Source organism: Streptomyces sp. NPDC052023, assembly GCF_044548465.1.
Lineage (GTDB): Bacteria > Actinomycetota > Actinomycetes > Streptomycetales > Streptomycetaceae > Streptomyces.
The window spans coordinates 229,359-243,987 of the sequence record NZ_JBIUBW010000002.1 but is presented as its reverse complement, the minus strand read 5'-3'; the positions used below and the strand labels follow the sequence as shown (position 1 = coordinate 243,987).

The 14,629-nt window shown below is 69.7% G+C and carries 15 protein-coding genes and 1 pseudogene; 9 read left to right on the top strand and 7 right to left on the bottom strand.

All coding sequences use genetic code 11. The annotated features are described in order from the left end of the window. Positions 1-68 precede the first annotated feature (68 nt). Together ACIHCM_RS05230 and ACIHCM_RS05225 are read left to right on the top strand one after the other, a co-directional pair. On the top strand, positions 69-1,277 hold the full coding sequence (locus ACIHCM_RS05230; protein ID WP_399889335.1) for an MFS transporter: 1,209 nt from the start codon (positions 69-71) through the stop codon (positions 1,275-1,277). A gap of 149 nt (positions 1,278-1,426) precedes the next feature. After that, positions 1,427-1,849, top strand: a complete 423-nt coding sequence (locus ACIHCM_RS05225) for a heme-binding protein (RefSeq protein ID WP_399889332.1) — start codon at positions 1,427-1,429, stop codon at positions 1,847-1,849. A gap of 59 nt (positions 1,850-1,908) precedes the next feature. On the opposite strand, the gene ACIHCM_RS05220 is transcribed toward ACIHCM_RS05225, so the two are convergent. After that, positions 1,909-2,775 (bottom strand): GNAT family N-acetyltransferase, encoded by an 867-nt coding sequence (locus ACIHCM_RS05220; protein WP_399890548.1) that lies wholly within the window; start codon positions 2,773-2,775, stop codon positions 1,909-1,911. Between the two features lie 212 nt (positions 2,776-2,987). On the opposite strand from ACIHCM_RS05220, the gene ACIHCM_RS05215 reads away from it, so the two are divergent. Together ACIHCM_RS05215 and ACIHCM_RS05210 are read left to right on the top strand one after the other, a co-directional pair. Further along, positions 2,988-3,620, top strand: a complete 633-nt coding sequence (locus ACIHCM_RS05215; RefSeq protein ID WP_399889328.1) for an HAD family hydrolase — start codon at positions 2,988-2,990, stop codon at positions 3,618-3,620. A 978-nt stretch (positions 3,621-4,598) separates the two neighbouring features. Beyond that, a complete protein-coding gene (locus tag ACIHCM_RS05210) occupies positions 4,599-6,206 on the top strand; it encodes a globin domain-containing protein (RefSeq protein ID WP_399889325.1) in 1,608 nt (535 codons plus the stop codon). A gap of 54 nt (positions 6,207-6,260) precedes the next feature. On the opposite strand, the gene ACIHCM_RS05205 is transcribed toward ACIHCM_RS05210, so the two are convergent. From ACIHCM_RS05205 to ACIHCM_RS05185, 5 genes are all read right to left on the bottom strand, one after another. Then, positions 6,261-6,743: an NUDIX domain-containing protein gene (locus ACIHCM_RS05205; protein ID WP_399889322.1), complete on the bottom strand. Its 483-nt coding sequence runs from the start codon at positions 6,741-6,743 to the stop codon at positions 6,261-6,263. 134 nt (positions 6,744-6,877) lie between these two features. Then, the gene (locus ACIHCM_RS05200; protein WP_399889318.1) at positions 6,878-7,783 is read right to left on the bottom strand and encodes a LysR family transcriptional regulator; all 906 of its coding nucleotides are present in this window, start codon (positions 7,781-7,783) and stop codon (positions 6,878-6,880) included. A 227-nt stretch (positions 7,784-8,010) separates the two neighbouring features. Then, on the bottom strand, positions 8,011-9,168 hold the full coding sequence (locus ACIHCM_RS05195; protein WP_399889315.1) for a cystathionine gamma-lyase: 1,158 nt from the start codon (positions 9,166-9,168) through the stop codon (positions 8,011-8,013). Next, a complete protein-coding gene (locus ACIHCM_RS05190; RefSeq protein WP_399889312.1) occupies positions 9,165-9,656 on the bottom strand; it encodes a low molecular weight protein-tyrosine-phosphatase in 492 nt (163 codons plus the stop codon). The genes ACIHCM_RS05195 and ACIHCM_RS05190 overlap by 4 nt, the downstream gene beginning before the upstream one ends. Positions 9,657-9,661: 5 nt before the next feature. Continuing rightward, positions 9,662-10,039, bottom strand: coding sequence for a phage holin family protein (locus tag ACIHCM_RS05185; protein ID WP_399889308.1), 378 nt, complete (start codon positions 10,037-10,039; stop codon positions 9,662-9,664). Positions 10,040-10,097: 58 nt separating this feature from the next. Here ACIHCM_RS05185 and ACIHCM_RS05180 point away from each other — a divergent pair, with 58 nt between their 5' ends. From ACIHCM_RS05180 to ACIHCM_RS05165, 4 genes are all read left to right on the top strand, one after another. Beyond that, positions 10,098-10,415, top strand: coding sequence for a cupin domain-containing protein (locus ACIHCM_RS05180; RefSeq protein ID WP_399890545.1), 318 nt, complete (start codon positions 10,098-10,100; stop codon positions 10,413-10,415). A 213-nt stretch (positions 10,416-10,628) separates the two neighbouring features. Next, a complete protein-coding gene (locus ACIHCM_RS05175; RefSeq protein WP_393114046.1) occupies positions 10,629-10,841 on the top strand; it encodes a DUF5326 family protein in 213 nt (70 codons plus the stop codon). A gap of 209 nt (positions 10,842-11,050) precedes the next feature. Next, positions 11,051-11,854 (top strand): IclR family transcriptional regulator, encoded by an 804-nt coding sequence (locus tag ACIHCM_RS05170; protein ID WP_399889305.1) that lies wholly within the window; start codon positions 11,051-11,053, stop codon positions 11,852-11,854. A 102-nt stretch (positions 11,855-11,956) separates the two neighbouring features. Then, positions 11,957-12,394, top strand: a complete 438-nt coding sequence (locus ACIHCM_RS05165) for an SsgA family sporulation/cell division regulator (RefSeq protein WP_399889302.1) — start codon at positions 11,957-11,959, stop codon at positions 12,392-12,394. Between the two features lie 281 nt (positions 12,395-12,675). Here ACIHCM_RS05165 and ACIHCM_RS05160 read toward each other — a convergent pair whose 3' ends face one another. Then, positions 12,676-14,277, bottom strand: coding sequence for a YibE/F family protein (locus tag ACIHCM_RS05160; protein ID WP_399889299.1), 1,602 nt, complete (start codon positions 14,275-14,277; stop codon positions 12,676-12,678). A gap of 39 nt (positions 14,278-14,316) precedes the next feature. On the opposite strand from ACIHCM_RS05160, the pseudogene ACIHCM_RS05155 reads away from it, so the two are divergent. Then, positions 14,317-14,629 (top strand): annotated as a pseudogene (locus tag ACIHCM_RS05155) (hypothetical protein); the annotation flags it as partial.

Here is a 14,629-nt window from a genome sequence, read left to right as displayed (position 1 = left end):
GCCCGCGTCTGCAACTATTGTGTACGCACGTAAAGCGCTCCTGCAATCTTCTGGGAAGGTTATCCTCCATGCCTCTCGCGCTTCTGGCTCTCGCGATCGGGGCCTTCGGAATCGGCACGACCGAATTCGTGATCATGGGCTTGCTGCCCGAGGTCGCGATCGACTTCGGGGTCTCCATCCCGACAGCCGGCTTCCTGGTGACCGGCTACGCACTCGGCGTGATGTTCGGTGCACCGCTGATGACCGTGCTCGGTACCAAGATCTCCCGCAAGCGGATGCTGATGGTGCTGATGGGGTTGTTCATCATCGGCAACCTGCTCTCCGCCCTCGCCCCCGCCTTCTCCGTGATGCTCGTCGGCCGCGTGGTCGCCTCACTCGCCCACGGTGCCTTCTTCGGTATCGGCTCGGTGGTCGCCGCCGAACTGGTCGCCCCGGACAAGAAGGCCGGGGCCATCGCGATGATGTTCACCGGCCTGACCGTCGCCAACGTCGTCGGCGTCCCCCTGGGCACGCTCGTCGGCCAGTCCCTGGGCTGGCGCGTCACCTTCACGATCGTCGCGGCGCTCGGTGTCCTCGGTCTGGCCGGCATCGCCAAGCTCGTCCCGGAGGTACCCAAGCCCGAGGGTGTGCATCTGGGGCACGAGCTCGCCGCCTTCAAGAACGTCCAGGTACTGCTCGCCATGGCGATGACCGTCCTGGGCTTCGGCGGCGTCTTCGCGGCCATCACCTACATCGCGCCGATGATGACCCACGTCGCAGGCTTCGCCGAAGGCTCCGTCACCTGGCTGCTGGTCCTCTTCGGCCTTGGCATGGTCGGCGGCAACCTCGTCGGCGGCAAGTTCGCCGACCGGGCCCTGATGCCAATGCTCTACGTCTCCCTGGGCGCCCTCGCGGTCGTACTCGCGCTCTTCACACTCACCGCACACGACAAGATCCTCTCGGCCGTGAGCATCGCGCTGATCGGCGCCTTGGGCTTCGCGACCGTACCGCCGCTGCAGAAGCGCGTCCTCGACCAGGCGCACGGCGCCCCGACTCTCGCCTCCGCGGTGAACATCGGCGCCTTCAACCTGGGCAACGCGCTCTCCGCCTGGCTCGGCGGCGTCGTCATCGCGGCCGGACTCGGCTACACGGCCCCGAACTGGGTCGGCGCCATCCTCGCCGCCGCGGCTCTGCTCCTCGCCGTCGTCTCGGCCGCGCTGGAGCGTCGTGACAGCACTCCCAGTGCCGTCGTCGCTGCCGGTGTCCCTGCCGAGGAGCGCGCCGCCGTCCACCGCTGACACTGCCTGCCGGACCCAGCGGGCCGTACGCCCGTCGAAGCTCTCAAACCGTCCCCGCGTCACCGATCGGGAGCCGGGCCCACGTGGGGCCAGGGCCGTCCCCGCGCCGCCGGATCCCTCACCAGCACCACGCGTAAGGAGAAACCGACATGAGTACCACCACCGCCGTCGCGCCTCTGACCATCCATGACGCCGAGGTTCTCGTCACCGCTGCCCACCGGGCCGCCGAGGCAGCCGGAGTGACCGTCAGCGTCACCGTCGTGGACGCGGGCGGACATCTGCTGGCATTCCGGCGCGACGACCAAGCCGTACTGATCTCCGGGGAGACGAGCACCCGCAAGGCGTACACCGCCCTTCAGTTGAACGCGGCGACGGCCGACCTCGTCGACCTGGTGAAGCCCGACGGGCCGTTCCACTCGCTGCAGACCGCTCTCGATCGGCCGCTGTTGTTCATCGCGGGCGGTCTGCCGATCCACCGCGACGGCCGCCTGATCGGTGCGATCGGAGTGGGCGGCGGAGCGCCTGAGCAGGACCACGGCTTCGCCACGGCCGCCGTGGAGAGGCTCGCCTGAGAGAAGTCCCGCGCCACGCTGGACGCCGGTCCCCGAGGGGCCGGCGTCTTCGTCGGTCCTCAGCCCGCAGCCACCGTCAGCGGGGCAAAGCGCCGGCTCCAGTCACCAGGTAGCTCGGACACCCCGTACGTCATCACCGCGTTGAAGGCGACCGATACCAGGCCGCGCTCCTTCACCCACGCCAGAAGCTCCTCGTGGCGGACGTCGATGTCGGTGCGCAAGGGGCGTTCCGTCTGGGCGGCGAGCGAGGCGATCAGCGCTTTGGCGGCCTCCGTGTCCCGCGCGATCAACGGGCCGACGACATGGGTCTCCATGTTGGGCCAGACGGCCGCGTAGCCGATGATCCGGCCGTCTTCCTCGGCGACACGCACGTGGTCGGCGAAGGCGGGCAGACGCGTGATGATGTGCGTGCGGTCGGCGCCGAACACCTCGGCGTCAAGACGGAGGATGGTGGAGAGGTCCTCGCCGGTTGCGGGACGGGTGCCCACCCTGGGCTCGGGGCCGCCGGGCACGAAAAGGCCGCGCAGCATCTCTGCGCGGCCCGTGACCTTGAAGCCGAGTTCTTCGTAGAGCGGCCGACCGTTCGGCGTCGCATGCAGGGTCAGTGGTGTGGTGCCCATCATCGACACCACGTGCCGCATCAACCGGCGCCCGACTCCTTGCCGCGCATACCGTTCGGCGACCAGAACCATGCCGACGGCTCCGAGTTCGGGGTGTTCCGGTGGCCCGTACTCGGTGACCGCACAGGCGGCCACGAGCCCTCCCTGGGGGTCGTCGATGCCATACCCCTTCCCCGCGGTGAGGAGGAAGCCCCACTTGTGCTCCTCGCGCGGCCACCCCCGGTCCTCGGACAAGTCGGCGCAGGCCTTGAGGTCGCGACGGGTCAGGCGGCGGATCGGCAGAGCAGCGAGGGAAGGAGTAGGCACGCAGGTCAGGCTGTCTGACGGGTGCCCTTGACGTCCACCTGTTTCGGCAGAGACGTACGTCCTTTTGGCCAACTGGGCCAAGTGCGGCTGGACGCGGGGACAAGCGCGTGGTGTTTCACGTGAAACATCGGCGAACGACGAGCGTCCATCAGTCCCGTCGATCGGGCCGACCAGCGAGTAGCCCGACGCATGCCGCACTAGCCTCCGTTGTCATGGCGAGACTCCATCTTTTCGATCTCGACGGCACGCTGCTCCACGGCACCTCCGCTCCCCTGGAGATTTCCCGGCAACTCGGGCTGGAGCCTGAAACAATTGCGCTGGAACGGGAGATTGCCGCAGGGTTGATCGGCCCGCCGGAGTACGCGCACCGAGTACACGCGTTGTGGAGCGGCCTCACCGAGGCGCACGTGGTGGCGGCTTTCGAGGCAGCGCCTTGGCTGAGGCGCATCCGCGAAGTCTGGGCGGAGATCAGGCGCCAGGGTGACTACTGCGCGGTGGTGTCGCTGTCCCCCTCGTTCTTCGTCGAACGGCTCACGGGCTGGGGCGCGCACGCGGCGCACGGTTCGCTGTTCCCCGCCGTTCCGTTCACCCAGCCTCTGGACCCCACCGGGGTGCTGAGCGCCGCGGCCAAGGTCCTCATCGCCGACCGCCTGTGCCGGGAGTTCGGAGTGACACGAGCGGACTGTGTCGCGTACGGGGACTCGTCGTCGGACAAGGAACTCTTCGGAGTCGTCCCCGTCTCCGTGGCCGTCAATGCCGACCGGCACCTGACCGGCCTCGCGACCCACTCGTACGCCGGGAAGGATCTGTGGGATGCCTACGAATTGGTGCGGCACGCCCAGTAATTGCGGGAATCGCTGGATCTCCCCATCGTCAAATTCGTGGGCACGCAAGGGGGGACTTGTGTGCGGGGCGGGGGCCGGTAGGGTCGACTCCGGTTCCCGCACGGAAGGCGGAGCATCCTTCCCGTCGGGGCCGAGAGCAAGGCAATGCAGCCTAACGGGACGGAGAGATCGAAACCCGCATTCTCGGCTAAGCGACCGGGTGCCCGGAGGAAGTGGGACGCTCGGCGAGAACACTGCGGCCAATGTCACACTCTCTTCCTACTTGTCCGTACGGATCGGGGACAAGGGTTGACTATGGCTGCGTTGGCAGCGACGCCGAACGGGAAGAGCAACCGGCTGCGGTGGAAGCAGGCATCTTCCGACTGAGGAAGTGCGCAGACCGACCGAAAGATGTTCGAGGCGAGGCACACCATGGACGCTCCGACCACCACGTCGGCCGACAACGGCACTTCGGACGGCGGGGGCGGCTGGTTCACGCCGCGCAGGAAGCCGGCGCCGGCGCAGGGCACCGAGCGGGATGCCGCAGACGGCAGCCGCCTGGCAGGCATGCGTACGGTGGGCAGGGCCACTCCCGGCGCCGATTCGGGCGCGCCCGTGGACGAGGCCGCACCCCACGCCAACTCGCCGCACACGCAGGCGGAGGAACCTCTCGAAGCCGATGTGCCGCTTGCCCGGCCGTACGTCACGGAGGCACTGTCCCGGCCGCACGCGCCGGATCCGGCCGCCGGCGGTCGGAGCACCCCGGCTTCCGGAGGCCGAGCCACCGGTCCTGTGCCGGACACCGAGCCGGGACCGCCGGCACGCGGTACGGGGGCATCCTCGTGGAGGCGGGAGCCGGAGGCGGCTACCTCGGGCTCACCGGCCGGAGCACCGCCCTCTGAGCCGCACGCACGGGCGTACGAGCCAGAGCCGCCCGGACAGGCGCAAGCCCCGCAGACAGCCCCCACGGGGAGCTGGGCCGCGTCACAGACTCACGACATGCGGACCGATGCCCCCGCCTTTGCGGCCGACCTCGGGCGAATAGGCCAGGCGGCCGCGTCCCCACCCGCGCCGCCCTCGACCCGCACCGAAGCGCGCTCCTACGACCAGCGCGCGACAGCCACCACCGAGGCACCGCCTGTCCCGTACCGTGTGCCCACCCAGCGCCACGCCCCGGCAGACCACGCGGACCACACAGAGCCGTCCCCCTTCGCCGACGGCGGCACGTCATCCACGGCTCCTGCCCCGCAGGCCGAGCGCTCTGAGGCTCTGTACACAGAGCCGCCCGGCCGCGCCTCGCACGTGCAGGCACCCGGCCCCGCTCCGGCTCCCGCCCCGCAGGCGAACCGCCACACCCCGGACTCACCCGCGCCCGGACACCCCACCCCGGCTTCGCACTCGGACGCCGCACCTGGTGGTCTCCGCACCGAGCAAGCCGCACCTCCCAGCCCGGCTCCCAACGCCGAACCGGCCGCCTCTGGGGCGCAGGACGCCTCTCCGGACGCCGTCCTCGTCCGGCGCACCATGTCCACGGTGGCTCCCGTCGCCGACAAGGTCACCTCGTACTTCTACGCACTGCTCTTCGTGCGCCACCCGGATCTGCGGCCCCTCTTCCCCGCCGCGATGGACGCCCAGCGGGACCGCCTGCTGAAGGCGTTGCTCACCGCCGCCGAGCACATCGACAACACCGACGTGCTCGTCCCCTACCTGCAGAACCTCGGCCGTGGCCACCGCAAGTACGGCACGCAGGCCGAGCACTATCCGGCCGTCGGCGAGTGCCTGATCGGCGCGCTGAGCCGGTATGCCGAGTCCGTCTGGAACGACGAGACGGAGGCGGCCTGGATACGGACCTACACCACGATCTCGCAGATCATGATCGATGCGGCAGCCTCGGACGAGTTGCGCTCCCCGGCCTGGTGGCACGCGGAGGTCGTCGCGCACGACCTCAGGACGCCCGACGTCGCCGTCGTCACCGTCCGCCCGGACCAGCCCTACCCCTTTCTGGCGGGGCAGTACACCAGCTTGGAGACACCGTGGTGGCCGCGTGTCTGGCGCCACTACTCCTTCGCCTCGTCACCCCGATCCGACGGCCTGCTCAGCTTCCACGTGAAGGCGGTCCCGGCGGGCTGGGTCTCCAACGCCCTGGTCCACCGCGCCCGGCCCGGCGACGTGATCCGCCTCGGCCCGCCGGCCGGTTCGATGACCGTGGACCACACCACCGACAGCGGACTGCTGTGCCTGGGCGGCGGCACCGGCATCGCGCCGATCAAGGCCCTGGTCGAGGACGTCGCCGAGCACGGCGATCGGCGGCCGGTCGAGGTGTTCTACGGCGCTCGGACCGACCACGACCTGTACGACATCGACACGATGCTCAGGCTCCAGCAGGCTCACCCCTGGCTCTCGGTACGCGCGATCATCGACCAGCAGTCGCACCTTCAGCTCCCCGACGCCGTAAGGCAGTACGGCCCCTGGAACGAGTACGACGCCTATCTCTCCGGCCCGCCCGGCATGATCCGCAGCGGCGTGGACGCCTTGAGGGACGTAGGCATCCCGTTCGAGCGCATACGGCACGACTCCCTCGAGGAACTCGTCGCCACCGGAAGCTGACCGCCGCAACACGAGGAGGACGGCAGTGCGGGCAGAGCGCCGATCAGGGGCCGCTCAGCCCAGGTCAGGGGCGTGCATGGCTCGTACGCCCTCGATGTTTCCGTCGAGGTAGTGCCGTAGGGACAACGGCACCAGGTGCACGGAGGCGATTCCGACGCGGGTGAACGGGACTCTCACGATCTCGTACTCGCCCGAGGGTTCTTCCACCTCGGGACCGTGCCGCAGGGACGGATCCATGGACTCGAGCCGGCAGACGAAGAAGTGCTGCACCTTCACGCCGGTCGCGCCGCCGTCCTCGCCGATGTGCTCGACGGTGTCGACGAAACACGGCACGACATCGGTGATCTTGGCGCCCAGTTCCTCATACACCTCGCGGTGCAGGGCGTGGACGACGGTGGGGTCACCGGGTTCGACCCCGCCGCCGGGGGTGACCCAGTAGGGATCGACGCCCGGCTTGGTGCGCTTGATCAGGATCAGGTCGTCACCGTCCAGGAGAACGGCGCGGGCGGTGCGCTTGACCACGGGTCGGACGGTCATGGGAGAAATGTGGCCCGCGATGTTCCACGTGAAACATCGCGGATCGTCACCTTGCGGGCCCGGTGAGTGAAGGTGCCTTGCGCCAGGGCCGCCGCCGGTCAACAGCGCAACCGCACCGCCGGATGAAGCACCCGTCAGCACCAGTCGACAGCCGCCCGCTGAAGCCATTCATGCGCCCGGGCGATGTGCGGCATGGCCAGCGTTCCGGTGCGCACCACCAGGAAGTACGTGCGCAGGGGCGGCACAGCCGGTTCATGCAGCGCGACCACATCGCCGCAGCGCAGGGCAGGGGCACACAAGTAGCGGGGCAGCACCGCGAGCCCCGCCCCCGCGGCCGCGCAGGCCAGGACGGCCCGCAGATCGGGGACGATCACGGTTCCTGACGCGGCGGGACGGGAGTCGAAGACGGAGGCCCAGTACCGGGCCACGAACGGCAGCGACTCGTGCACCTCGACGACGGGGAGGTTCTCCAGGGCGGGAGCGCCCCTGTGGCGCAGGGTCCCGGCGTCGATCTCCTTCACCCAGCGCGGGGCGGCGAGCAGGACGTGTTCCTCGTCGCAGAGCGGAGTCGCCGTGAGCAGGGCGCCACGCGGCCGGGCGGTGCTGATGGCCAGATCATGATGCCCCGCGGCCAAACCCTCCAGCGTCTCCTCCGCGTTGCCGAAGGAGGCGCGCAGGGCGAACCCCTGGCCGTCCTCCCCGGTCAGTTCCACGAGCGCGGGCAGCGCCCGTTCGGCGGTGAACTCCGGAGGACCGGCCAGATGCAACGTACGCAGTGAGGACTCGTCGTCGAGGCCACTCTCGGCGATCTCGACCAGCGCATCCAGATGCGGAGCGGCTTTGTGCGCGAGCTCGTCGCCCGTGGTCGTCGGCGTCACGCCGCGCGCCTGTCGCAGGAAGAGGGGGCGACCCAGCTGCCGTTCGAGGGTGCGGATCTGGGAGGTGACCGCCGGCTGGGAGAGACCCAGCAGGGCGGCGGCACGGGTGAAGGAGCCGGCCCGGTGCACGGTCACGAACGTGCGCAGCAAGGCCAGATCCATGGCGCGCCCACCCCTTCCGTGCGCTGCTCCCACCCCTGAAGCAGGGCCCAACTATAAATAAGTCGATAGGTCTCTGTCGCTACTGTGATTGGACACTGACAGAGAGTCAACTAGCCTTGGTCGCGCGGTTCTTGGCGGCGGAACCGCGGACGGTCCGAGCCACGAGGGGGGAGGCTCGGACCGTCCGGTCTACGTAGGCGGACCTCCCCAGGGTGTCCGGAAAGCGGTCATGGCGCGGACTCGGCCAGCGCGCGCAGCACATCCGCGACGAGGTCGTCGCAATCCTCGGCACCGACCGACAGCCGGATGAAGCCTTCCGGAACCGCATCCCCTCCCCAGCGCGCCCGGCGCTCGGCGGTGGAGCGCACCCCGCCGAAGCTGGTCGCGTCGTCGACGAGTCGCAGCGCGTCCAGGAAACGGTCCGCACGCGCGCGGGTGGGCAGCGTGAACGACACGACGCACCCGTAGCGGAGCATCTGCTCCGATGCGATCTTGTAGGACGGGTCGCTCATCAGTCCCGGATAGCGCACACCGAGGTCCTCGGGCCAGTCCCGCAATGCCTCGGCCACCGCCAGGGCACCGGCGTTCTGCCGCTCGACGCGCAGCTGGAGTGTGGCGATCGAGCGATGCGCGAGCCAGGCCTCCATCGGTCCCGGAATCGCCCCGACGATCTTGCGCCAGCGGCGTACGGCGGCCATGGCCTCGGCGTCGCGGCCGACGACGTAGCCCAGCAGGATGTCGCCGTGCCCCGTGAGCTGCTTGGTGCCGCTGGCCACGGAGAAGTCCGCGCCCAGCTCCAGGGGGCGCTGCCCGAGTGGTGTGGCGAGCGTGTTGTCGACGGCGACCAGGGCGCCACGCGCGTGCGCCGCGTCGGCGAGGCGCCGGACGTCGCACACGTCGAGCCCGGGGTTCGAGGGGGTCTCGATCCACAGCAGCTTCGCCCCGTCGAGGACGCCGAGCTGAGCGTCCGCGCCGGTAGGGGCGGTGCGCACCTCGATGCCGTAGGCCTCCAGCTGCTGTCGCACCAGCGGCAGCACCTGGTAGCCGTCGCTGGGCAGTACGACCGCGTCACCCGCGCGCAGCTGCGAGAAGAGCACCGAGGAGATGGCGGCCATCCCGGAGGCGAACACGAGCGTCTCGGCGCCGGACGTGCCGGGCGCCTCCAGCTCGCCGATCGCCCGCTCGAGGTGCGTCCACGTCGGATTCTCGTCGCGGCCGTAGGCGTACCCTCCCGTCGGGTCGCCCGGCAGATGGAAGTGGGCGGCGAACACGGGGCCCGGCAGGGTCGGCTCGTGCTTCACCGGCTCGGGCAGCCCCGCCCGCACCGCGCGCGTGCCCTCTCCGATGCTCCGCCCCGCGCCCGTGCCGCCTGCCGAATCACTCATGCCGCCCGTCCTTCCACGTGCTCGCGTACCGCGGCGAGCAGTCCCGTGCTCGCCGCCTCCACCATCTCAAGGACCTCCTCGAAGCCCTCCCCTCCCCCGTAGTAGGGGTCGGGGACGTCGAGATCGTCGCCGGCGGCGGGGTCGTACGAGCGCAGCAGGCGCACCTTCGCCGCCTCCTGCTCGGTGGGAGCGAGGCGGCGCAGCGCCTGCAGATGGCCGGTGTCGAGTGCGATGACGAGATCGAGCCGGGCGAACCACGACGGCTGGAACTGCCGGGCGATGTGCGCACCGTCGTAGTCGTGTGCCTCCAGCACGGCCACGGTGCGTGGGTCGGCCGGCTCACCCTCGTGCCAGCCGCCCGTGCCGGCGCTGTCGACCTCGACGAGCCCGTCCAGCCCGGCCTGCGCCGACCGCGCCCGGAAGACGGACTCGGCCATCGGGGAACGGCAGATGTTGCCGGTGCAGACGAAGCAGATGCGGTAGGTCATGGGGCTCAGTCCCGGTCGGGCAGGATGACGTTGAGAGCCCAGGAGACGATCGAGATGATCAGGCCGCCCAGGACGGCCGTCCAGAAGCCCTCGACATGGAAGCTCAAGTCCAGCTTGTCGGCGAGCCATGAGGTCAGCAACAGCATCAGGGCGTTGACGATCAGGGTGAACAGGCCGAGCGTGAGGATGAGGAGCGGCAGGCTCAGCAGGTTAACGATCGGCTTGACCAGAACGTTCACCAGGCCGAAGATCAGCGCGACCACGAGCAGCGTGCCGACCTTCTTCCCGGTGCTGTCCCCGGTCAGGGTGATCTTGTCGAGCAGCCATACGGCGACCGCCAGGGCGCCCGCGTTGGCAATCGTCTTGACTGCAAAATTCATCATGTGTCTGATCGTGGCAGACGAGATCGGATACGAGTACGGGTGTGAGGGCGACGAAGCGATGAAGGCATTCCGGCTGGACGAACTGGAGGCGGAGCGCGCCGCCAACGACGGCGCCTACCTTCAGTTTCTGCGCGAGCGGAACATGTCGGTTGGTCTGTACGCGCTCAACGCGGGCGAGCACGACCCGCAGAAACCGCACAACCAGGACGAGGTGTACTTCGTCGTCAGCGGCCGTGCAGCGATCACCGTCGGCCTGGAGACCACCGAGGTGGCCCGGGGCAGCGTGGTGTACGTCCCGGCCGGAGTGGCACACAAGTTCCACCACATCAGCGAGGACCTGCGGGTAGTCGTGGTCTTCTCGCCGCCCGAGACCTGACCGCGGGCCGTGAACCGACCTGCGGGCTAGGGGTTTCCGGCTTCCGCGTCCTCGGATTCCCTAGGGGATCGGTCAGGGGAGGACAAGGGCTGCGAGGCCCCCGTCCGGCGTCGGGCCGGCCATAGCATCGAGGCAGGACACCAAAGGACCTGGCGGGACCGCAGGGCTCAGTGGGAGCCGTGCGGCCGTCGGGCAGAGAGAGGGACAAGGGCGATGCGAGAGATCTTCGCGGGTCTGCCGTGGTGGGTGAAGTGGATCGCGGTGCCGGTCATCGCTCTGGTCGTGTTCGGCGGCGTGATCGCCAGCGTCGTGGGCTTCGTGATCGGACTGCTGTTCAAGCTGCTGGTCTTCGTCGCACTGGTCGGGGGACTCATCTACGTCGTACGGAAGTTCACGGCCGGCTCCTCGTCGCGGGGCGACTGGTAAGAGGAGTGGGTGACGGGAACCGGCAGCGACAACTGCCGGTTCCCTCGGGGGAGGGAAGTTTCCCGGGCGGAGGGTCTGCGAGCGGTGGCAGGCCAATAGAGTCCGGAACTCGACGCGGGGAGTGCCCCGCGAGCGGCGTACGAACCCATACACCCCCTCCCGTGTTACCCCTGCACGGGCTGCCCCCCCTCGCGCTTCGGGAGTGACCCTTGGCCACGGCAGACACCGCACCCGCAGATCCCTGCTCACCCCCCACGTCCCCGCACAACGCCACGCTCATCGGCTCCGTGCAGCGCGCCATCCGCCTGCTGGAGGCCGTCGCCTCGCACGAGTACGGCGCCCCCGCCAAGCAACTGGCCCGCGAGACAGGCCTGGCGCTCCCCACGACGTACCACCTGCTGCGCACCCTGGCGCACGAGGACTATCTGCGCCGGGAGAGAGGGCTGTTCTTCCTCGGTGAGGCGGCCGAGAGGCTGAGCAGCAGTGGAGCCGCGCAGAAACGTCGCAGCACGGTCACCGACACGATGGCCCGCTGGCGGGATTCCATCGGGGTGCCCGTCTACTACGCGATCTACCGCGACGGCGAGATCGAGATCATGTGTGTCTCCGACACCCCCGGCAACCCGGCGGTGGAGGAATGGGCCGACTTCCGCGAGACCGGCCACGCGCACGCCATCGGTCAGTGCCTGCTGTCCCAGCTGAACGAGAACATCCGCCGGGACCATCTCGCTCGTCATCCCGTGCAGTCGATCACCCCGTACACCGTCCGCGACAGCCGAACCCTGCTGCAACGACTCGAACGCACGAGCCGGATGGAACCGGTGACCGAACGCCAGGAGTACGCACTGGGGACGGTGTGCGCCGCGATTCCGATCACTGTGGGTGACATGGCCGGAACGATGGCCATCTCCCTTCCCAGTAATCAGGCGGACCGACTGCTGCCCGCGGTACGGCAGTTGCAGCGCGAGGTGGGCCGTGCACTCGGGTCACTCGCGATCTCTATCAGTATCTGAAAACTCACTCCTTGTGATCTGGTGTGTACTTTCAGCAAGATGCCACCAGGTATCAGAGGTTTCATTCCCGGCCAATCGAAGCGGCAAGTGACGGGGTAGGCGATGCGCGAGTCCGTACAGGCAGAGGTCATGATGAGCTTTCTCGTTTCGGAGGAGCTCTCCTTCCGCATCCCTGTGGAGCTGCGCTACGAGACGTGCGATCCCTACGCCGTGCGGCTGACCTTTCATCTGCCCGGGGATGCCCCGGTGACCTGGGCCTTCGGCCGGGAGTTGCTGATCGACGGGGTCGGGCGGCCGTGCGGGGAGGGTGATGTGCGGGTCTCACCGGTCGAACCCGAGTCGCTGGGCGATGTGCTGATCCGGCTTCAGGTGGGCAGCGACCAGGCGCTGTTCCGTTCCTCCACGGCACCGCTGGTCGCCTTCCTGGACCGCACGGACAAGCTCGTGCCGCTGGGCCAGGAGGGAACCCTCGCCGACTTCGACGCGCACCTCGACGAGGCGCTGGACCGGATTCTGGCGGAGGAGCAGAGCGCGGGGTGAGCCGCGCCATGGGAGAGCGTGGTGTAACGCTTCGCCTGGGGTGAGTGGGGTCGGTGTGCCCGGCTGAGGCTATGTGTGGCTGTGTGAGGCCTGAGTTGCGGCTTGTGGTGGCCGGGTAGCCGGCCCGGCTTGCTGGGCGGCTCGCGGCGCGCGGTAGTTGCGGCTACGGCCGTGGCAACCGGCCGTGCAGGAACGCTTCTGCCGGGCGTCCAGAGGGTGAGGGGCCGCCCGGGACGCCCGGGGGCGTGACGCGGCGCCGTGGATGCCGGCGTCGACGGCGCTCAACGCTTGCGCCGTCGCCCCCTGCCCGTGCGGGCCGGAACGGGAGCCTCGCCGCCACCGCCGGCGGCCGACGCCGTGCCGGGCGTCTGGCCGGGCCGGTCTGCCGACACCACCAGGGCCGCGAGCGCCGTGGTGACCGGCACCGAGGCCACCAGGCCGATCGAGCCGACCAGTGTGCGCACGATCTCCTCGGCGACCAGCTCGCTGTTGGCAACCGTGCCTACGCTGCTCTGAGCGATGGAGAAGAGCAGGAGCAGCGGCAGTGCGGCGCCCGCGTAGGCGAGGACGAGGGTGTTGACGACGGAGGCGATGTGGTCGCGGCCGATACGGATGCCCGCCCGGTACAGTCCGCGCCAGCCCATCGTGGGGTTGGCCTCGTGCAGCTCCCAGACCGCTGAGGTCTGGGTCACCGTCACGTCGTCCAGGACACCGAGCGAGCCGATGATGATGCCGGCCAGCAGCAGACCGCTCATGTCGATCGACGGGTACAGGCCGTGAATGAGCCCGGTGTTGTCGTCCGTGTTGCCCGTGAGCGCCGCCCAGTCGATGAACACCAGACCGAGGATGCCGATCAGCACCAGCGAGATCAGCGTGCCGAGCACGGCCACGGATGTTCGGGCCGACAGGCCGTGACACAGATAGAGCGCGATCAGCATGATGGCGCTCGCCCCTACCACCGCCACGACGAGGGGGTTCGAGCCCTGGAGAATCGCGGGCAGGATGAAGAAGTTGAGCACCAGGAAGCTGATGGCCAGCGCGATCAGCGCCATGACACCGCGCAGCCGTCCGACGGCCACGACCGCCAGGGCGAAGATGCCGGCGAGGACTGTCATCGGGAGGCGGCGGTTCACGTCGGTGACCGAGTACTGCAGGTCCTCGGGCGCGGAGGGCTCGTAGGCGACCACCACCTTCTCGTCCTGGTGCAACTGCCGTGACTGGTCGGGCTGCACGATCTCGGTGAAGGTGCGGCCCTTGTCCTCGCCGGTGTCGATCCGGATCGTCGCGCGTTTGCAGGTGCCGTCCGCCTGCTGCTGGGCCGAGGAGCCCTCGGCGGTGGACGTGTCGCCGTTGGGTGTGGCCGCGGAGCCGTTGACGCGGTCGCAGGGCAGCTCCTCGACCTTGGTGACCGTGGCCTGCTGGGTCTGCCGGTCGAAGCCGACGCCGGTGCGCTCGTGCGGCGGAGCACCGCCGGGCCACAGAACGGCGAGGCCGACCACGACAGCGGCGGCGAAGGGGATGAGTACCGCCGCGATGATCTTGCGCAGGTGCATGGAGACGGGGGCAGCGGGGCCGTGGGCGTGGCTGTGCGAGTGGCCGTGACCCTGTCCGCCGCCGGAGCCGTGCCCCGGGCCGTCGTCGTGCCCGTGGCCGCGTCCTTGGCCACTGCCGGGTCCCTGTCCACTGCCCGAGCCCTGCTGGCCGCCGCCGGGCCCACGGCCCTGTGGTGGGCCTCCAGCCGGCCCGGCGTGGCCGTACCCCTCACCGTGGTCCGGATCGTCACCGTGGCCGTGACCGGCGCCGTGTCCACCGTGCCGGCCCTGATGACCGTCCCAGCCCTGACCGCTGCCCTGACCCGGATCCCCGCTCCAGCTCTCATTCATGGCCCGGCCTTGATCACTGCCCGGGCCAAAACCACCGCTGTGGCCGTAACCACCGGCCGGTCCGAAACCGTGGCCCCGGCCACCGTCCGCGGCAGCAGCACGCCCCGGTCCGTCTCCGGGACCGGAGCCCTGCCCGGGCACGCCTCCGGCACCGGCCCCGTGTTCGTACCGGCCGCGCGAGCCCATTCCGGAGGCAGACCCACCCTGCCCGAAGCCCGCCCCGCCCCGCGAGCCGAAGCCGGGCTCGCCATCCGCACCGAAGCCCGCCCCGCCCCGCGAGCCGAAGCCGGGCTCGCCATCCGCACCGAAGCCCGCCCCGCCCCGCGAGCCGAAGCCGGGCTCGCCATCCGCA